Origin of the sequence: Micromonospora sp. NPDC048930 (assembly GCF_043197935.1) — a bacterium.
Taxonomy (GTDB): domain Bacteria; phylum Actinomycetota; class Actinomycetes; order Mycobacteriales; family Micromonosporaceae; genus Micromonospora.
Window position 1 is genome coordinate 195,894 of record NZ_JBICUB010000009.1, and the last position, 14,850, is coordinate 210,743.

The 14,850-nt window shown below is 74.7% G+C and carries 17 protein-coding genes; 9 read left to right on the plus strand and 8 right to left on the minus strand.

The window, feature by feature from the left end:
* Positions 1-334 precede the first annotated feature (334 nt).
* The 5 genes from ACGFI9_RS23960 (at position 335) to ACGFI9_RS23980 (ending at position 5,138) form a co-directional block, all read left to right on the plus strand.
* A complete protein-coding gene (locus tag ACGFI9_RS23960) occupies positions 335-1,360 on the plus strand; it encodes an aspartate-semialdehyde dehydrogenase (protein WP_393181098.1) in 1,026 nt (341 codons plus the stop codon).
* 162 nt (positions 1,361-1,522) lie between these two features.
* Positions 1,523-1,963 carry a PPOX class F420-dependent oxidoreductase gene (locus tag ACGFI9_RS23965; RefSeq protein WP_393181100.1) on the plus strand — a complete coding sequence of 147 codons (441 nt, stop codon included), beginning with the start codon at positions 1,523-1,525 and terminating at the stop codon, positions 1,961-1,963.
* An 88-nt stretch (positions 1,964-2,051) separates the two neighbouring features.
* Positions 2,052-2,468, plus strand: coding sequence for a CBS domain-containing protein (locus ACGFI9_RS23970; protein WP_393181102.1), 417 nt, complete (start codon positions 2,052-2,054; stop codon positions 2,466-2,468).
* Positions 2,469-2,703: 235 nt separating this feature from the next.
* Positions 2,704-3,075 (plus strand): SCP2 sterol-binding domain-containing protein, encoded by a 372-nt coding sequence (locus tag ACGFI9_RS23975; protein WP_393181104.1) that lies wholly within the window; start codon positions 2,704-2,706, stop codon positions 3,073-3,075.
* Positions 3,075-5,138: a glycogen debranching N-terminal domain-containing protein gene (locus ACGFI9_RS23980; RefSeq protein WP_393181106.1), complete on the plus strand. Its 2,064-nt coding sequence runs from the start codon at positions 3,075-3,077 to the stop codon at positions 5,136-5,138. Before ACGFI9_RS23975 ends, ACGFI9_RS23980 begins: the two co-directional genes overlap by 1 nt.
* A 55-nt stretch (positions 5,139-5,193) precedes the next feature.
* Here the strand turns inward: ACGFI9_RS23980 and ACGFI9_RS23985 are convergent, their stop codons facing one another.
* Both ACGFI9_RS23985 and ACGFI9_RS23990 read right to left on the minus strand, forming a co-directional pair.
* Positions 5,194-5,586 carry a VOC family protein gene (locus ACGFI9_RS23985; RefSeq protein WP_393181107.1) on the minus strand — a complete coding sequence of 131 codons (393 nt, stop codon included), beginning with the start codon at positions 5,584-5,586 and terminating at the stop codon, positions 5,194-5,196.
* Positions 5,587-5,604: 18 nt separating this feature from the next.
* Positions 5,605-6,252, minus strand: a complete 648-nt coding sequence (locus ACGFI9_RS23990; RefSeq protein WP_393181109.1) for an alpha/beta hydrolase — start codon at positions 6,250-6,252, stop codon at positions 5,605-5,607.
* A gap of 121 nt (positions 6,253-6,373) precedes the next feature.
* Between ACGFI9_RS23990 and ACGFI9_RS23995 the strand changes: the two genes are divergently transcribed.
* The 3 genes from ACGFI9_RS23995 to ACGFI9_RS24005 all read left to right on the plus strand — a co-directional run bounded on the left by ACGFI9_RS23995 (position 6,374) and on the right by ACGFI9_RS24005 (position 8,726).
* A complete protein-coding gene (locus ACGFI9_RS23995) occupies positions 6,374-7,123 on the plus strand; it encodes a lysophospholipid acyltransferase family protein (protein WP_393181111.1) in 750 nt (249 codons plus the stop codon).
* A 69-nt stretch (positions 7,124-7,192) separates the two neighbouring features.
* Entirely contained in the window at positions 7,193-7,792 is a 600-nt protein-coding gene (locus ACGFI9_RS24000; protein WP_393181112.1) for an isochorismatase family protein, read from the plus strand.
* Between the two features lie 4 nt (positions 7,793-7,796).
* Positions 7,797-8,726, plus strand: a complete 930-nt coding sequence (locus tag ACGFI9_RS24005; protein WP_393181114.1) for a GlxA family transcriptional regulator — start codon at positions 7,797-7,799, stop codon at positions 8,724-8,726.
* Positions 8,727-8,852: 126 nt separating this feature from the next.
* On the opposite strand, the gene ACGFI9_RS24010 is transcribed toward ACGFI9_RS24005, so the two are convergent.
* The 5 genes from ACGFI9_RS24010 to ACGFI9_RS24030 all read right to left on the minus strand — a co-directional run bounded on the left by ACGFI9_RS24010 (position 8,853) and on the right by ACGFI9_RS24030 (position 13,736).
* Positions 8,853-9,596, minus strand: a complete 744-nt coding sequence (locus ACGFI9_RS24010) for a hypothetical protein (protein WP_393181262.1) — start codon at positions 9,594-9,596, stop codon at positions 8,853-8,855.
* A 73-nt stretch (positions 9,597-9,669) separates the two neighbouring features.
* Positions 9,670-10,386, minus strand: coding sequence for a response regulator (locus tag ACGFI9_RS24015; RefSeq protein ID WP_393181116.1), 717 nt, complete (start codon positions 10,384-10,386; stop codon positions 9,670-9,672).
* Positions 10,356-11,474 carry a hypothetical protein gene (locus ACGFI9_RS24020; protein ID WP_393181263.1) on the minus strand — a complete coding sequence of 373 codons (1,119 nt, stop codon included), beginning with the start codon at positions 11,472-11,474 and terminating at the stop codon, positions 10,356-10,358. The genes ACGFI9_RS24015 and ACGFI9_RS24020 overlap by 31 nt, the downstream gene beginning before the upstream one ends.
* Positions 11,475-11,565: 91 nt before the next feature.
* Positions 11,566-12,795: a sensor histidine kinase gene (locus ACGFI9_RS24025; protein ID WP_393181118.1), complete on the minus strand. Its 1,230-nt coding sequence runs from the start codon at positions 12,793-12,795 to the stop codon at positions 11,566-11,568.
* 134 nt (positions 12,796-12,929) lie between these two features.
* Positions 12,930-13,736, minus strand: coding sequence for a class I SAM-dependent methyltransferase (locus ACGFI9_RS24030; protein ID WP_393181120.1), 807 nt, complete (start codon positions 13,734-13,736; stop codon positions 12,930-12,932).
* Positions 13,737-13,814: 78 nt separating this feature from the next.
* On the opposite strand from ACGFI9_RS24030, the gene ACGFI9_RS24035 reads away from it, so the two are divergent.
* Positions 13,815-14,261, plus strand: a complete 447-nt coding sequence (locus ACGFI9_RS24035; protein WP_393181122.1) for a hypothetical protein — start codon at positions 13,815-13,817, stop codon at positions 14,259-14,261.
* A 46-nt stretch (positions 14,262-14,307) separates the two neighbouring features.
* Here the strand turns inward: ACGFI9_RS24035 and ACGFI9_RS24040 are convergent, their stop codons facing one another.
* Positions 14,308-14,715, minus strand: coding sequence for an SgcJ/EcaC family oxidoreductase (locus tag ACGFI9_RS24040; protein WP_393181124.1), 408 nt, complete (start codon positions 14,713-14,715; stop codon positions 14,308-14,310).
* Positions 14,716-14,850 lie beyond the last annotated feature (135 nt).

The following is a 14,850-nucleotide window of genomic DNA, read 5'->3' on the forward strand; positions in this document are numbered from 1 at the left end:
GGCGCGGGGCGCGGGGCGCGGGGCGCGGGGCGCGGGGCGCGGGGCGCGGGGCGCGGGGCGCGGGGCGCGGGGCGCGGGGCGCGGGGCGCGGGGCGCGGGGCGGGCTGGGCGTGTGATTTCGGTCGCGTCCGGAAGGGCGGCGCTGCCGGGCCACGGATGCAGGTGCTGCGGCCAGGTCGGTCCACGGCCGATGTTTCTCCGCCGATGGCCCGTCGTTCGGTGCGGTCGTTGCAGGTGAACGACCGCGTCGGTGGAGGGCCGGACCGACGGTGGGCGGCCCGTGCGGTGGGAAAGCCTTCCCGGTCGGGCCGCCCGGCTGGGTAGCCTCGCGGGCATGAGGATCGGCATTGTGGGGGCCACCGGCCAGGTCGGTGGCGTGATGCGGCGGGTGCTGGCGGAGCGCGACTTCCCGGCGGAGCAGGTGCGGTTGTTCGCCTCGGCCCGCTCCGCCGGGCGCACCCTTCCCTGGCGGGACGGCGAGGTCACCGTCGAGGACGCGGCCACCGCGGACTACCGGGGCCTGGACATCGTGCTCTTCTCGGCGGGCAAGGGCACCGCCAAGGAGCTGGCCCCCCGGGTCGCCGAGGCCGGCGCGGTCGTCATCGACAACTCGTCCGCGTTCCGCATGGACCCCCAGGTGCCGCTGGTGGTGGCCGAGGTCAACCCGCACGCCATCGCCGACCGGCCGAAGGGCATCGTGGCCAACCCGAACTGCACCACCATGGCCGCGATGCCGGTGCTGCGCCCGCTGCATCAGGAGGCCGAGCTGGTCGGCCTGGTGGTCTCGACGTACCAGGCGGTCTCCGGCGCCGGGCTGGCCGGCGTGGCCGAGCTGGACGAGCAGGTCCGCAAGGTGGCCGAGCACGCCAGCGAGCTGACCTTCGACGGGTCCGTCGTGGAGTTCCCCGCGCCGCGCTCGTTCGCCCGCCCGATCGCGTTCAACGTGCTCCCGCTCGCCGGCTCGATCGTCGACGACGGCTCCTTCGAGACCGACGAGGAGCAGAAGCTGCGCAACGAGAGCCGCAAGATCCTGGAGATCCCCGGGCTGAAGGTCTCCGGCACCTGCGTCCGGGTGCCGGTCTTCACCGGCCACTCGCTCCAGATCAACGCCCGTTTCGCCCGGCCGATCAGCCCGGCCCGGGCCCGCGAGCTGCTGGCCGGCGCGCCCGGCGTGGCGCTGTCGGACGTGCCCACCCCGCTGCAGGCGGCCGGCCAGGACCCGACGTACGTCGGGCGGATCCGGGCCGACGAGACCGTCGCGCACGGCCTGGCCCTGTTCTGCTCCAACGACAACCTGCGCAAGGGTGCGGCGCTCAACGCCGTGCAGCTGGCCGAACTGGTCGCCGCCGAGCGCCGCTGACCCGGAACCAGGCATGACGGTGCTGCCTCGGGGGCGTCTCGACGCCGCCGAGGCGGCACGCTGTCCGGCCTCGTGCCGGCGCGGTCGGCCGATCGCCTCGCGGCGGGCCCGGCGGTGCGCTGGGATGGAGGCGACCACGACGCGTCGACCCGGGAGGCCGCCATGGCGGACGAGCAGACCCAGCAGGCCCTGACCGATCTCATCGCGAGCCGGTGGCTCGGCGTCCTCGCCACGCTCAAGCGGGACGGCCGGCCGCAGCTGTCCAACGTGGTCTACGCGTTCGACCGGGAGCCGGGCGTCATCCGGATCTCGGTCACCGACGGGCGGGCCAAGACCGCCAACCTGCGCCGCGACCCCCGCGCCAGCTTCCACGTCAGCAGCGAGGACGGCTGGGCGTACGCGGTGGCGGAGGCGCGCGCCGAGCTGACCCCGGTGGCCGAGCGTCCGGACGATCCGACCGTCGAGGAACTCGTCGGCCTCTACCGGACGGTCCAGGGCGAACACCCGGACTGGGCCGACTTCCGGCGGGCCATGGTCGCCGAGCGCCGCCTCGTGCTGCGGCTGCACGTCGAGCGGGTCTACGGCATGCCGCCACGCTCCTGATTCACCGGTCGGCCACCGCGGTCCGGGCCGGGTTACCCCGCCCGGAGCGGCGGGTAGACGGCGGTGCCGACACCGAGAGGGGAGCACCATGACAACGGTCGGAGAGTTCATGACGACCCGGTTGGTGACGATGGACGGCAACGACACCCTCACCGCCGCAGCCCAGGAGATGCGCGACAGCGCGATCGGCGACGTGGTGGTGACCGACGGCGACAACGTGGTCGGCATCATCACGGACCGGGACATCACGGTCCGCGCCGTCGCCGAGAACCTGAACCCGAGCACCACCCAGCTCAACCAGATCACCAGCAAGGACGTGGTGACGGTGAGCCAGTACGACGACGCGGTCGCCGCCGCCGACCTGATGCGGACGTACGCCGTCCGCCGATTGCCCGTGGTCGACGACGGCCGACTGGTGGGGCTGGTCTCGATGGGCGACCTCGCCGTCGAGCGGGAACCCCAGTCGGTGCTCGCCGACATCAGCGCCGACGAACCCAACAACTGAGCTGTCCGCCGCGGTGACGCCGGCCCCCGGTTCGGGGGTCGGCGTTCGCGTTGCCTGGGTCAGCCGCGTGGACCCGTACGGGGTCACCCACTCCTCGCCCGCGTCGGACGTCACCGCCCCGGCCGCACCGCAACGACCGGGCGACTCACCCGAACCGGGCGAGGTTGACCCCGTACCCGGCGGGGACCCCTCCTCGGACGCCGCACGCCGCGGATCGCGGGAGGAGTTGGAACCGATGGTGGACGCGACCACGAGGTTCTTCGAGGACCTCGACCGGCGGGGGTTCGAACCCCTGCTGGCGAAGACCGCCGGAACCCTGCGTTTCGATCTGCACGAAGGGGCACACACGACGCACTGGCTGCTGCACATCGACCGGGGCAAGCTTCAGGTCCGGCAGGAGGACCGGGAGGCCGACACGGTGGTGGGGACCGCTCCCCGGCTCTTCGGCGAACTGGTCACCGGCCAGGAGAACGCCATCTCGGCCCTCCTGCGGGGCGACATGACCGTGTCGGGCGACCTGCGCCTGGTGCTCCAGGTCGAACGGCTCTTTCCCAGCCCGCCGGACTCCCGCGGGCCGCACCACGCGTTCCGGAGGGAGGGACACTGATGGCCGACACCAACACCATCCGGATCCTCGACGGCAACACCTTCGTGGTCTCCGAGGACACCGGCGACATCGAGGCCACCCCGAGCGAGCCGACCGGCCTCTTCTCCATCGACACCCGGTTCCTGTCCCGCTGGGTGCTGACCGTCAACGGCGAGCGGCTCAACGCCCTGTCGTACGACGACCTCCAGTACTACGAGGCCCGGTTCTTCCTGGTGCCCGGCATGGCCACCCACTACATCGACGCCAAGCTGTCGATCATCCGGGAGCGGGCGGTGGGCGGCAGCTTCCGCGAGACGGTGACCATCCTCAACCACGACGAGAAGCCGGTCGACCTGGAGGTACGGATGGAGGCGGCCTCCGACTTCGCCGACCTCTTCCAGGTCAAGGACGAGATCCTGAACAAGAAGGGCGAGATCTACACGGAGGTGGAGCTGGACCGGTTGCGGTTGGGCTACCGCCGCGGCAACTTCCGGCGGGAGACGGTCATCTCCTCCTCCCAGACGGCCCGGTACGACCGCGACGGCTTCGCCTTCACCATCCACCTCGAACCCAACGAGCAGTGGGAAACCGCCATCGACGTGCAGACCTTCGCGGTCGGCCCGGGCGGCCGGGACCTGCGGATGGGGCTGCGCGCGCACGGCACCGAGCGGGTGGCCCTCCAGCGCGACCTGGAGGAGTGGATCGCCAAGGCGCCGAAGGTGAACAGCCAGCACCCAGAGCTGGCCTCCACCTACCGCCGGAGTCTGATCGACCTGGCGGCGTTGCGGTTCTCGCCGCTCTCCCTCGGCGGGCAGACGTTGCCGGCGGCCGGCCTGCCCTGGTTCATGACCATGTTCGGCCGGGACAGCATTCTGACCTGCCTCCAGGTGCTGCCGTTCGCGCCGGACATGTCCAAGACCACGCTGCGGATCCTCGGCGCGTTGCAGGGCACCCGGTTCGACGACTTCCGGGACGAGGACCCGGGCCGGATCCTGCACGAGATGCGGTACGGCGAGACCGCCGCGTTCGAGGAACAGCCGCACTCGCCGTACTACGGCTCGGTGGACGCCACCCCGCTGTTCGTGGTGCTGCTCGACGAGTACGAGAAGTGGACCGGCGACGTCGCGCTGGTCAAGGAGCTGGAACGGGAGTGCCGGGCGGCGCTGAAGTGGGTCGACGACTACGCCGACCTGGTGGGCAACGGCTACGTCTGGTACGAGCGCCGCAACACCGACACCGGCCTGGAGAACCAGTGCTGGAAGGACTCCTGGGACTCCATCTCGTACCGCGACGGCATGCTGCCGCCGTTCCCCCGGGCCACCTGTGAGGTGCAGGGGTACGCATACGACGCGAAGATGCGGGCCGCCCGGCTGGCCCGGGAGTGCTGGGACGACCCGGCGTACGCCGACCAGCTGGAACGGGAGGCCGCGGCGCTGAAGGAGCGGTTCAACCGGGACTGGTGGGTGGAGGACGGCGGGTACTACGCCCTCGGCATGGACCCGAACGGCCGGCTGTGCGACGTGCTCAGTTCCAACATCGGGCACCTGCTGTGGAGCGGCATCGTCGAGGACGACCGGGCGCCGCGGATCGCCGAGCACCTGGTCGGGCCCCGGCTCTTCTCCGGCTGGGGGGTCCGCACCCTGGCCGAGGGCGAGGTCCGCTACAACCCGATCGGCTACCACAACGGCACGATCTGGCCGTTCGACAACTCCTTCATCGCCTGGGGCCTGCGCCGGTACGGCTTTTCCGAGGAGGCCGCCACCATCGCCAGCGGCATCCTGGACGCGGCGAGGTACTTCGACGGCCGGCTGCCGGAAGCGTTCGGCGGGTACCCGCGGGAGCTGACCAAGTTCCCGGTGGAGTACCCCACCGCGTGCAGCCCGCAGGCCTGGTCCACGGGGACCCCGCTGCTGCTGATCCGGACCATGCTGGGCCTGGAGCCGCACGAGGGGCACCTGGCGGTCGACCCGCGGCTACCGGTGGGCATGGGCCGGATCGAGGTGCTGGACATCCCGGGCCGGTGGGGCCGGGTGGACGCGTTCGCCCGGGGGCGGATGGACATGCACAACCTCGCCGCCGGCTGAGGCGGCCGGGTTCCGTGGCGCCGTCGACCCCCGGGTCGGCGGCGCCACCGCCCGCTCAGTGCCCGGGCAACAGCGGGTCGGCGTGCGCCTCGGTGCGGGGGAGCAGGCAGAACTCGTTGCCCTCCGGGTCGGCCAGCACGGTCCACCGGGGCAGCTCGCGGACCACGGTCGCGCCCGCCTCCAGCACGGCGGCCCGCTCCTCGGCGTCCCCGACCAGGTCGAGGTGGATCCGGCCGGGGCCGGGCAGGTCGTCGGCGGGACTGATCCAGATGTCCGGCCGGTGCCCAGCGGCGTCCCGCAGCAGCACCGCCTCGGTCGGGCCGAGGGACCGCTCGGCGAGCTTCACCCGGTCCTCCTCGACCACCGGCAGCCCGGTGACCGCGCTCCAGAACGGGGCGAGCAGGTACGGGTCGCGGCAGTGGATGACGACGGCGGCGAGGTCGGGCATGCCCTGACCGTAGTCGGCTCAGCCGGGCGGCAGGACGGTGTCCAGGAACGCGGCGGTGACCGCCCGGATGTCCGGTCGGGCCAGGTCGAGGGCGTGCCCGCCGTCGGTGAGCCAGGTGTGCACCGGATGCCCGGCGGCGAGCAGCCGGCGCGCGAGGTCGAGCGACTGGCCGGCCGGCACCGACCCGTCCTCCCGGCCGTGGACCAGCAGCACTGGCACGCCGGAGCCGAGGTGGCTGGCGACCGTCGCGTCGACGGTGGCCGGGTCGCCCGCGGCCGGCGGGTGGCCGAGCAGGCCGGCCCACGGGTCGTCGTCGGCGCGCAGCCGCCGGTACTCCGGATCGAGCGGGTCGTGCGGCGCCCAGTACGCCAGCCCCGCCGCCACGTCGCCGGGCCGGTCCACCCCGCGCAGGGCGAGGTGCAGGGCGAGCATCCCGCCGGCCGAGTCGCCGCCGACCAGCAGCGGCAGCCCGCCCGCCACGGCGCGGGCCGACCGGGCCGCCGCGCGTACGTCGTCGAGCTGGGCCGGCCAGCGGGCCTCGTCCACGAACCGGTAGGTCGCCGCGACCACCCGCAACCCGAGCGGGGCCAGCGCCGCGCCGTCCTCGTGGTACCGGCCCCGCCAGCCGCCGCCGTGGATCCAGAGCAGCACCGCGCGTTCCGTCATCCGGCCATGGTGGCCGCTCGGCGGAGGTCACCGCGAGCCGCTCTGCCGCAGGCAGAAGGAGGGCGCCGAGGGCGGCATTCGCCCCTACGGTTGCGTAACCTACTCGGGGTAAAGTTGCCGGATGTCGGAACTCGTGTACCCGCCCGTGATCGCCCTCGCCAAGACGATGTTCCGGGTCCTCGACCTGCGGCTGACCGTCAAAGGCAGCCACCACGTGCCGCGTACGGGCGGCGCCGTGCTGGCCAGCAACCACGTGAGCTACCTGGACTTCATCTTCTGCGGGTACGGCGCGCACGAGTCCCGGCGCCTGGTCCGGTTCATGGCCAAGGACTCCGTCTTCCGGCACAAGGTCTCCGGCCCCCTGATGCGGGGCATGAAGCACATCCCGGTCAACCGGGCGGCCGGGGCGGGGTCGTACGCCACGGCGGTGAGCGCGCTGCGCCGCGGAGAGGTGGTCGGCGTCTTCCCGGAGGCGACCATCAGCCGGTCGTTCACCGTCAAGGAGCTCAAGAACGGGGCCGCCCGGATGGCCCAGGAGGCCGGCGTGCCGCTGCTGCCGGTCGCCCTCTGGGGCACCCAGCGGCTCTGGACCAAGGGCCGGCCGCGCACCCTGACCCGGCGGCACACCCCCATCACCATCCTGATCGGCGAGCCGATGGACCCGGCCGCGTACGCCGACGCCAACGGCCTGACCGCCGAGCTGAGGAGTCGGCTGGCCGCGCTGGTCGACCGGGCCCAGCGGGAGTACCCGGAGCAGCCCGCCGGCCCGGAGGACGCCTGGTGGCAGCCGGCCCACCTGGGCGGCACCGCGCCCACTCCGGAGGAGGCGGCCGAGCTGGACCGCCCGGGCCGCCGCGCTCCCGCCGCCTGACCGGATCGTTCCGCATCCGGTCCTGATGGTGCCTGCCCACCCGGCGCCCGCCCGGCAAGGATCGAGGCCATGAGCAGAGCAGCACTCGTCGTCATCGACGTCCAGGAGTCCTTCCGGCAGCGCCCGATCTGGGCGTACGCCTCGCAGCCGGACATCGTCGACCAGGTGAACCGGCTCGTCGACGCGGCCCGCCGCCGGGGTGACCTGGTGGTCTGGGTCCTGCACGCCGAGCCGGGCAGCGGTGGCGTCTTCGACCCGGCCAGCGGGCACGTCCGGCCGATCGAGGGCCTGGCCCCGGCCGCCGGGGAGCCGACGCTGGTGAAGACCGCGCACAACGCGTTCACCACCACCAACCTCCAGCAGATCCTGACCCTCGCCGGGATCCGCGAGCTCACCGTCTGCGGCATCCGCACCGAGCAGTGCGTGGAGACCACCACCCGGGTCGGCTGCGACCTCGGCTACGAGATGACCTTCGTGACCGACGCGACGGTCACCTTCCCCACCCCGCACCGGGACCTGCCGGCGGACGCCACCCTGGAGCAGATCCTCGCCGACCCGCGCACCCTGTCCACCGCGGACATGATCGCCCGGACCGAGTACGCCCTGGCCGGCCGGTTCGCCACCGTGCGTACCGTTGCCGAGGTGACCGCCGTCCCAGTCGGAGCCTGACCCGATGGCCCGGGTCGTGTTCCTGCTCGTCCCGCAGGTGCACCTGCTGGACCTCGCCGGGCCGGCCCAGGTCTTCTCCGCCGCCGCCGACATCGGGTACGACTACCGGCTGCACTACGTCGCGGCCACCCCCGAGGTGCCGACCGTGCAGGGGGTGACCCTGCGGGCCGACACCGAGTGGCCCGCGCTGGATCGCGAGGACCTGGTGGTCGTACCCGGGTGGCGGGTGTCCGCGCACGGCCCCGCGGGCCCGGTCGGCCCGGCGGACCTGCGGCGGCTGGCCGGCCACCACGCGGCCGGCGGCACCGTGGCGAGCGTCTGCGCCGGGGCGTTCGCGCTCGGCCGGGCCGGGCTGCTCGACGGGCGGCGCTGCACCACCCACCACGAGGTGCAGGACGAGCTGGCCCGGCGGCACCGGGCGGCCCGGGTGGTCCGCGACGTGCTCTACGTGGTCGACGACCGGGTGGTCAGCTCGGCCGGCATCGCCAGCGGGATCGACGTGGCGCTGCACCTGGTCGCCACCCGGCACGGGCCGGCGGCGGCCGCCCGGATCGCCCGCGCCCTGGTGGTGTACGCCCGACGCAACGGCCACGAGCAGCAGGCCAGCGCGATGATGCGGCACCGCTCGCACCTGTCCGAGGCGGTGCACCGGGCGCAGGACCTGATCGACGCGCGCTACGCCGAACCGCTGCCGCTGGCCGACCTGGCCGCCGCCTGCGGGGTCGCCGAGCGCACCCTGAGCCGGCTGTTCCGGCAGGCCACCGGGCTGACCCCGCTCGGCTACCAGCAACTGCTGCGGGTGGAGCGGGCCGAGCACCTGATCGGGCACGGCAGCACCGTGGAGGCGGCGGCCCGGGCGGTCGGCTTCACCGACGCGCGGATGCTGCGCCGGTTGCGTGCCCGGACCCGGCCCACCCTCGCCCTGGCCGGCTGACCACCCGCGCTCCGGCTGGTCGCCCCGCGGCCTGATCGACCCCGGTTGCCGCAGGCCGGGGCATCCCCGGACCAGGACACCGCGACATACCGCAAGCCGCGCGGATCAACCTGCCCGGCGGCAGGGTCAGCAGGCCGAGCCGGGCCGGCCGCGCGCCGGGGACACCTGGCGCGGCCAGTCGAACGTCTCCTCCTCGGCCGGACGGTAGTAGTCGTCGCGGGACAGGAACTCCACCGGCAGCGACCCCGGCAGGGTCACCGCGCCCCGGGCCGGGCCGGGCACCGCGCTCACCCGGGTCAGCAGGGTGTCCCGCTCCGGCGGGGAGAGGTCCACCAGTTCGGGGTGGACCAGCCGGAACGCGGCCACCGAGCGGCGTACCTGGCGGGCCAGCGCGGTGACCAGGGCGGCCGGGCCACCCAGGGCGAGGGCCGGCTGCCGGATCGTGCGCAGCGCGTCGCAGACCACCCGCAGCTCGACCGCGCCGTCCGGGTCGTCGACCAGCTCCAGCCGGGACGGCCACTGCCAGCGGATCTGGCCGCTGACCAGGCGGGACAGCCGGACCGGGCGCCGGTGCCGGGCGCCCGTCCGGCCGTCCCGCCCGGGGACCAGGGACAGCTCCGATCCGGTGCAGACGTACGCGAGCCGCCGGTCGGTCACCGTCACCGTCGCCGGACCGGGGAGGCTCCAGGCCCGGTCGCTCTCGGTGGGGCCGAGCAGGTGCCCGGTCACCTGCAGCCGGTGCTGCGCGAGCACCTGCTCACCCGGTTCGGGGACCAGCGCGTACCGCCGGTCGAGCACGGGCCGGGCGGTGTCGTCATCCGCGTCGAAGCGGTGCGGCCCGATGAAGAAGGGAGCGGCGTCCTCCTGCACGGTCACGACCTCCCGGGGGACGGTTGCGGTACGTCGAGCGTGGCCTACGCCACAGTGACTGTCATGACACCCGTTAGGGGGTCGGCCGGTCGGTCTGAGCCTGTGACCGGTAGATGCCGATCTCCTCCGGCCGGACGAGCCCATCCTCGATCGCCCGGGCGAGCAGCGCCGCCTTCGTGGCGGCCGGTCGACCCGCCCGGGTGTACTTGATCCGCGCCCGGTCCACGTACTGCTTCACGGTGTGCTCGCTGATCCGCATCCGGCGGGCCACCGACGCCTTCGACATGGACTGGAACCACAGCAGCAGCGCCTCGCGTTCCTTGTCGGACAGCGCCGGCCGGTCCGGCCGGGGGTCGCCCACCATCGCCCCGGCCAGCGTCGGCGACACGTACGGCCGGTCGGTCGCCGCGGCGAGCACGGTCGCCACGCAGTGTTCGCGTCCCTCGTGCTTGGCGAGGAACGCCACCGCCCCGGCGTCCAGCGCGGCCAGCATGGTGTCCGGGTCGGTGTGCTCGGAGTAGACCACCACGCGGCGCCCGGCCGCGCTCAGCTCGGCCAGCTTGTCGATCACCATCCGCCCGTGCAGCCGCAGGTCGAGCAGGACGACGTCGGCGCTCGGGGCGAGCCGCAGCACCTCGTCCGGATCGTCCCCCGTGGCCAGTACCCGCAGCCGCCGCTCGGTGGCCAGCCAGGCGCGTACGCCGTCGATCACCACCGGATGGTCGTCCACGATCGCCACCCCGATCGGCTGGTCGCCGGTCACGTCCTCCGCCACCGGGTCTGCGTCCATCTGATCTCCCCGTTCCGCTCGTGCACGTGTTCCACCGGCCCGCTCCCGTCCACCTCGGGCGGGCCGGTGGCGTCCGGCCCGTCGTGGTCGGGGGTGACCAGGCTGACCACCACCTCGTCCGGCCCGGCGACCACGGTCAGCCGGGCCCAGCCGCGGGCGTCGGCGAGCGCCGTGGTGAGCGGGTCGGCCAGCCGCCGGCGTACCTCGACGGGCAGCTCCGGCGGGGTGCCGAGGGCGACCAGGTCGATCGGCGGGCCGTTCCGTTCCGCCAGGTCGGCGGCGGCGCGCAGCTCGTGCAGCAGCGGGTCCGGCACGTCGTCCGACTCGGCGATCAGCCGGCGCAGCCGGGCCGCGGCCAGCACGCAGCGGCGGCGTACCTCCGGGTCGGCCGGGTCGGCGTCGCCGGCGGCGAGGGCCGCGAGCACCTCCTCGGCGGTGCCGCTGACCAGGCCGAGCCGGGCCTGCCGGTCCCGGCGGGCCCGTTCCGCCGCGTCCCGCTCCGCCGTCATGGCCAGGGCCGCCTCGGCGGTGCCGGCCCGCTCCCGCGCCAGCGCGGCGATCGCCGCCGCGCCGGCGAAGACCGCCACCGGCAGCGACGAGGTGCCGTAGACGTACATCGCGTACCGGGCGAGGTCGGCGGGGGCGGTGGCGTCGGAGCCGAGCACCGCGCCGAGCGCGATCGCCCCGTGCGCGCCGAGCAGCGCGAGCAGCCACCACACCGGCCGTCGCCAGAGCACCAGCAGGAAGAACCAGGCCAGCCCGTCCCACACCCAGTTCGCGGTGGTGAACAGGTACCGCTCGCCCGCCGCCGCGAAGACCGCCACGTCGACCACCAGCAGCACCGCCGCCAGCCGCCGGGCCGGCGGCAGCCCGTCGCGCAGCAGGCGTACGCCGGCCCCGACGCCGACCGCTGCGGTCACCAGCCAGCCCACCGTGACCACGGCCGGGGCGGCCATCCCGGGCCCGGCGTCGAGCACCGCCGGCAGGCTGATCGCCAGGTGCCAGGCCAGTGCGATGGTGGTCGCGGCGATCCGGGCGCCCCGGTCGGAGGCGTGCGCCACCGCGCTCGCCGCCGACGGGGCCGCCATCGTGGCCGGGGCCGGTCCGGGCGTGCCGCGTCGCCGGGTCGGGCGACGGAGCGCCGGGCCGCGCGCGCCGGCGCTCAGCGCCGTGCCGGATTCAGTGGACACCTGGCCACTCCAACCGGATCCGGGTGCCGGCGCCAGGGGCGGAAGTCACCACTGCCCGGCCGCCCACCGTGGACATCCGCCCGTGAATGGACTCGCGCAGCCCGTACCGGTGGGCCGGGACCGTGGCCGGGTCGAAGCCGGGGCCGTCGTCGCTCACCTCGACCACGACGGTGCCCGCGATCCGGGTCAGGCGCAGCTCGGCGGACGCGCCCGGCGCGTGCCGGGCCACGTTGGCCAGCGCGGCGGCCGCGCTGTCGGCGAGCGCGTCGGCGACCTCCGCCGGCACCGTGCACGGCTCCAGGGTCGCGGCGACGGTGTCAGCTCGCGGCGCGGCGCGAGACGCGCCGCGCTGACGTGGTCGCAGCGTGAGCTCCGGCGTCCGCGCGAGGACCGCCCGCAGCCGGTCGTCCAGCGCCACCGGGCCGGCGGCCGGCGTCGTGCGCGCGTCGGCCAGGGCGGCGAGGGTACGCAGGTCCGCCGCGCACCGCTCGCGGAGCGCGGCCGACGGTCCGGACACCGCGCCGAGCCCGACCATGGTCAGCGTGGCGAGCACGGTGTCGTGCAGGTCCCGGTTCTGCCGCCGCTCGGCCTCGCGGGCGGTCCGCGCCACCATCGCCGCGCGGGCCAGCCGGTGGTAGTCGGCGAAGGCGGCGTCCGCCCGCCCGATCCGCTGGCGCATCACCGCGGTCGTCATCGCCGTGCAGGCCGTCTGCACCAGCAGGGTGGCGGCGTGCCCGCGCGCCTCGACCGGGTTGCCGGCGGCGGCCGCGCCCCCGACGTACCCGGCGATGACCAGCAGCGCGGCCGGGACCGACCAGCGGGCCGGGGCGGTGGCCTGCGCGTTGATCACCGTGGTGCTGGCGAGCACCGCGATCCAGCTCCCCTCGCCGGGCAGCACCTCGGGCGCGACCAGCCAGGGAATCGCCGCCGCGGCCACCGTGGTGAGCGCGACGTCGCCGGCCACCAGGGCCGGGCCGATGCCGTGCCGCAGCGCGCGGACCGCGTACCAGACGGACCAGGCGGTCAGCACCGCGACCACCGGTGCCAGCAGCGCCACCCGCACGGGCGGGGTCCGCACCGCCAGGGCCACCACCGCGCCGGCCAGGCCGCAGGTCAGCCGCAGCAGCGCCGGCAGGGTGGTGAAGATCAGGGTGAACGCGCTGCCGGCCGGCCGGTCCAGCGGACCGGGCGGCGAGGTCGTGGCGGCTACGACCGGCATTGGGGGAGGTGTCCTTCCGGCAGCGACCCGGTCGGGTCCGCACGGCCTAGATCGACGCCGGAGAATAACATGTCGAACCGCAACTGGTCACCCTCGGTACGCGGCGCGTCGCTGCGTCGCTCGCGGCGAAGGGTTCAGGCCGGTGCCGGCGCGACCGCGAGCAGGTGGGAGCTGGCGCCGAGCACCGCCGGATCCCGCTCGAACGCCTCCGCGCAGGCGACCGCGTCGGCGAAGAGCCGGTCGTCCGGGGCGGTGTCGAGCGCGTTCAGCAACGGCCAGAGCGGACCCTCCACCCCGTACAGGGCCGGCGCCGGCAGGCCGGCCGCGGTGAACTCCGCCACCACCTGCTCGGGCCGGTGGAAGTACGCGGTGGTGAAGCCGGTCTCCGGGTCGTTCACCCCGGTGGCGTACGCCCGGTGCAGGAGCGGCCGGCTGCGCGCGTCCACCAGGCCCTTCGCGGTCAGGTCGAGCAGCGCCGCGTTGCGGCTGATCACCGCCGCGACCACCGGCCCGCCGGGTCGGGTCAGCCGGGCCGCCTCGCGCAGCGCGGTCACCCGGTCCGCCTCGGCGGTCAGGTGGTAGAGCGGCCCGAGCAGCAGGGTCGCGTCGACCGAGTCGTCGGGCAGCGGCAGCTCGCGGGCGTCCCCGACGGTCGCGGTGAGCCGCGGGTACGCCGCCCGGGCGGCGGCCACGTGCGCCGGCACCAGGTCGACCAGGTGCACCCGGTGACCGGCCGAGGCCAGCCAGCCCGCGTACGCCCCGGTGCCGCCGCCCACGTCGAGCACCGCCGCCGGCGGCGCGGGCAGCAGCCGGGCGAGCAGGTCCCGGGTACGCCTCGCCTCGAGCCGGCCCTGCGCGGTCCGGTGCAGCCGGTCCGCCTCGACGAAGACCTCGGTGTAGTAACGCTGGATGTCCGGCTCCGCCGGTCGATGCTGGGGCATCCGTCGATGGTGAACGAGCCGGTCCGCCCGGATCATCTCGTTTATCGGGTGGTGGCGGGCCCCGCCTACCCTCCGGGCATGACGTACCAGCCGGCCATGGTGCCGCCCCGGAAGTCGAACACGACAAGGACCGTGCTCATCGTCGTCGGTGTGGTGCTCGCGCTCTGCTGCGTGGGCGGCGTCATCGGCGGCTTCGCGATCTACCACGCCGTGCGAGAGGCCACCGGCCCGGCCCGGACCACCGTGGACACCTTCGCCGGCGCGCTGGTCGCCCGCGACTACCCGACCGCGTACGGGCAGCTCTGCCGCCCGGTGCGGGACCGGGTCAGCAGGGAGGAGTTCGTGCGCCAGCAGTCCGCCCGGCCCGCGCTGACCGGCTACGAGATCGTCGGCCTGAACGTCACCAACAACAACGGGCAGGTGAGCGGCTCGGCGAGCGTTCGCTTCAACCCGGCGAGCGGGACCTCGGAGACCCAGGCGTACCGCCTGGTCAAGGAGGACGGGAGCTGGCGGATCTGCGAGTGACCCCGGCGCGGCCGCCCGACCCGTCGCCGGGCGGCCGCTTTGCCGGTCAGGCCGGGCAGTTGTGGTACGCCTCGACCCGCCACCCGTCGTCGGCCCGGGACAGCACCCAGGTCGCCCGGCGACACCGGTCGGCGGGCAGCGTCTCCTCGCCGGGCAACAGGAAGCCGCTGCGGCTCACCACCACCGCGGTGTCCCCGCCGACGATCCGGACGCACTCCGGCTCGTCGACCGAGGTCGAGCCCTTCAGCGGGCCGCCGAACGCCCCGGCCATGTACCGGCGCACCTCCGCCCGGCCCCGGTGGAACACCCCGCCCGGGAGCACCACGGTGGCGTCGTCGGCGTACCGGTCGGCGAAGGCGTCGGCGTCGCCCGCCGCCCAGGCCGCGACGAGGTCGTGCAGCAACTCGCGTACCTCCCGCTCGGCGCGGGTGTCGATGGTCGCGGTGTCGGTCATGGTGGTTCCCTCCTGATCGGGTGTCTCGCCGGTACCTACTCGGCGGCCGCGCCGAACTCATCGGCCCCGCGCGGATGAATTTCGCGGACCCGGCCGGTAGGTATGGAGGGAGCGCGGCGAAGGGAGCGGAAGCGT

What these genes read in the sequence shown, in the direction of transcription:
- ACGFI9_RS23995 (WP_393181111.1), top strand. Translation starts at nt 6,374, where the DNA reads ATGTCGGAACTCGTGTACCCGCCCGTGATCGCCCTCGCCAAGACGATG.
- ACGFI9_RS24025 (WP_393181118.1), bottom strand. Translation starts at nt 12,795, where the DNA reads ATGCCGGTCGTAGCCGCCACGACCTCGCCGCCCGGTCCGCTGGACCGG.
- ACGFI9_RS23965 (WP_393181100.1), top strand. Translation starts at nt 1,523, where the DNA reads ATGGCGGACGAGCAGACCCAGCAGGCCCTGACCGATCTCATCGCGAGC.
- ACGFI9_RS24000 (WP_393181112.1), top strand. Translation starts at nt 7,193, where the DNA reads ATGAGCAGAGCAGCACTCGTCGTCATCGACGTCCAGGAGTCCTTCCGG.
- ACGFI9_RS23980 (WP_393181106.1), top strand. Translation starts at nt 3,075, where the DNA reads ATGGCCGACACCAACACCATCCGGATCCTCGACGGCAACACCTTCGTG.
- ACGFI9_RS24015 (WP_393181116.1), bottom strand. Translation starts at nt 10,386, where the DNA reads ATGGACGCAGACCCGGTGGCGGAGGACGTGACCGGCGACCAGCCGATC.
- ACGFI9_RS24005 (WP_393181114.1), top strand. Translation starts at nt 7,797, where the DNA reads ATGGCCCGGGTCGTGTTCCTGCTCGTCCCGCAGGTGCACCTGCTGGAC.
- ACGFI9_RS24020 (WP_393181263.1), bottom strand. Translation starts at nt 11,474, where the DNA reads ATGGCGGCCCCGTCGGCGGCGAGCGCGGTGGCGCACGCCTCCGACCGG.
- ACGFI9_RS23975 (WP_393181104.1), top strand. Translation starts at nt 2,704, where the DNA reads ATGGTGGACGCGACCACGAGGTTCTTCGAGGACCTCGACCGGCGGGGG.
- ACGFI9_RS24040 (WP_393181124.1), bottom strand. Translation starts at nt 14,715, where the DNA reads ATGACCGACACCGCGACCATCGACACCCGCGCCGAGCGGGAGGTACGC.
- ACGFI9_RS23985 (WP_393181107.1), bottom strand. Translation starts at nt 5,586, where the DNA reads ATGCCCGACCTCGCCGCCGTCGTCATCCACTGCCGCGACCCGTACCTG.
- ACGFI9_RS24035 (WP_393181122.1), top strand. Translation starts at nt 13,815, where the DNA reads ATGACGTACCAGCCGGCCATGGTGCCGCCCCGGAAGTCGAACACGACA.
- ACGFI9_RS24030 (WP_393181120.1), bottom strand. Translation starts at nt 13,736, where the DNA reads ATGCCCCAGCATCGACCGGCGGAGCCGGACATCCAGCGTTACTACACC.
- ACGFI9_RS23970 (WP_393181102.1), top strand. Translation starts at nt 2,052, where the DNA reads ATGACAACGGTCGGAGAGTTCATGACGACCCGGTTGGTGACGATGGAC.
- ACGFI9_RS23960 (WP_393181098.1), top strand. Translation starts at nt 335, where the DNA reads ATGAGGATCGGCATTGTGGGGGCCACCGGCCAGGTCGGTGGCGTGATG.
- ACGFI9_RS23990 (WP_393181109.1), bottom strand. Translation starts at nt 6,252, where the DNA reads ATGACGGAACGCGCGGTGCTGCTCTGGATCCACGGCGGCGGCTGGCGG.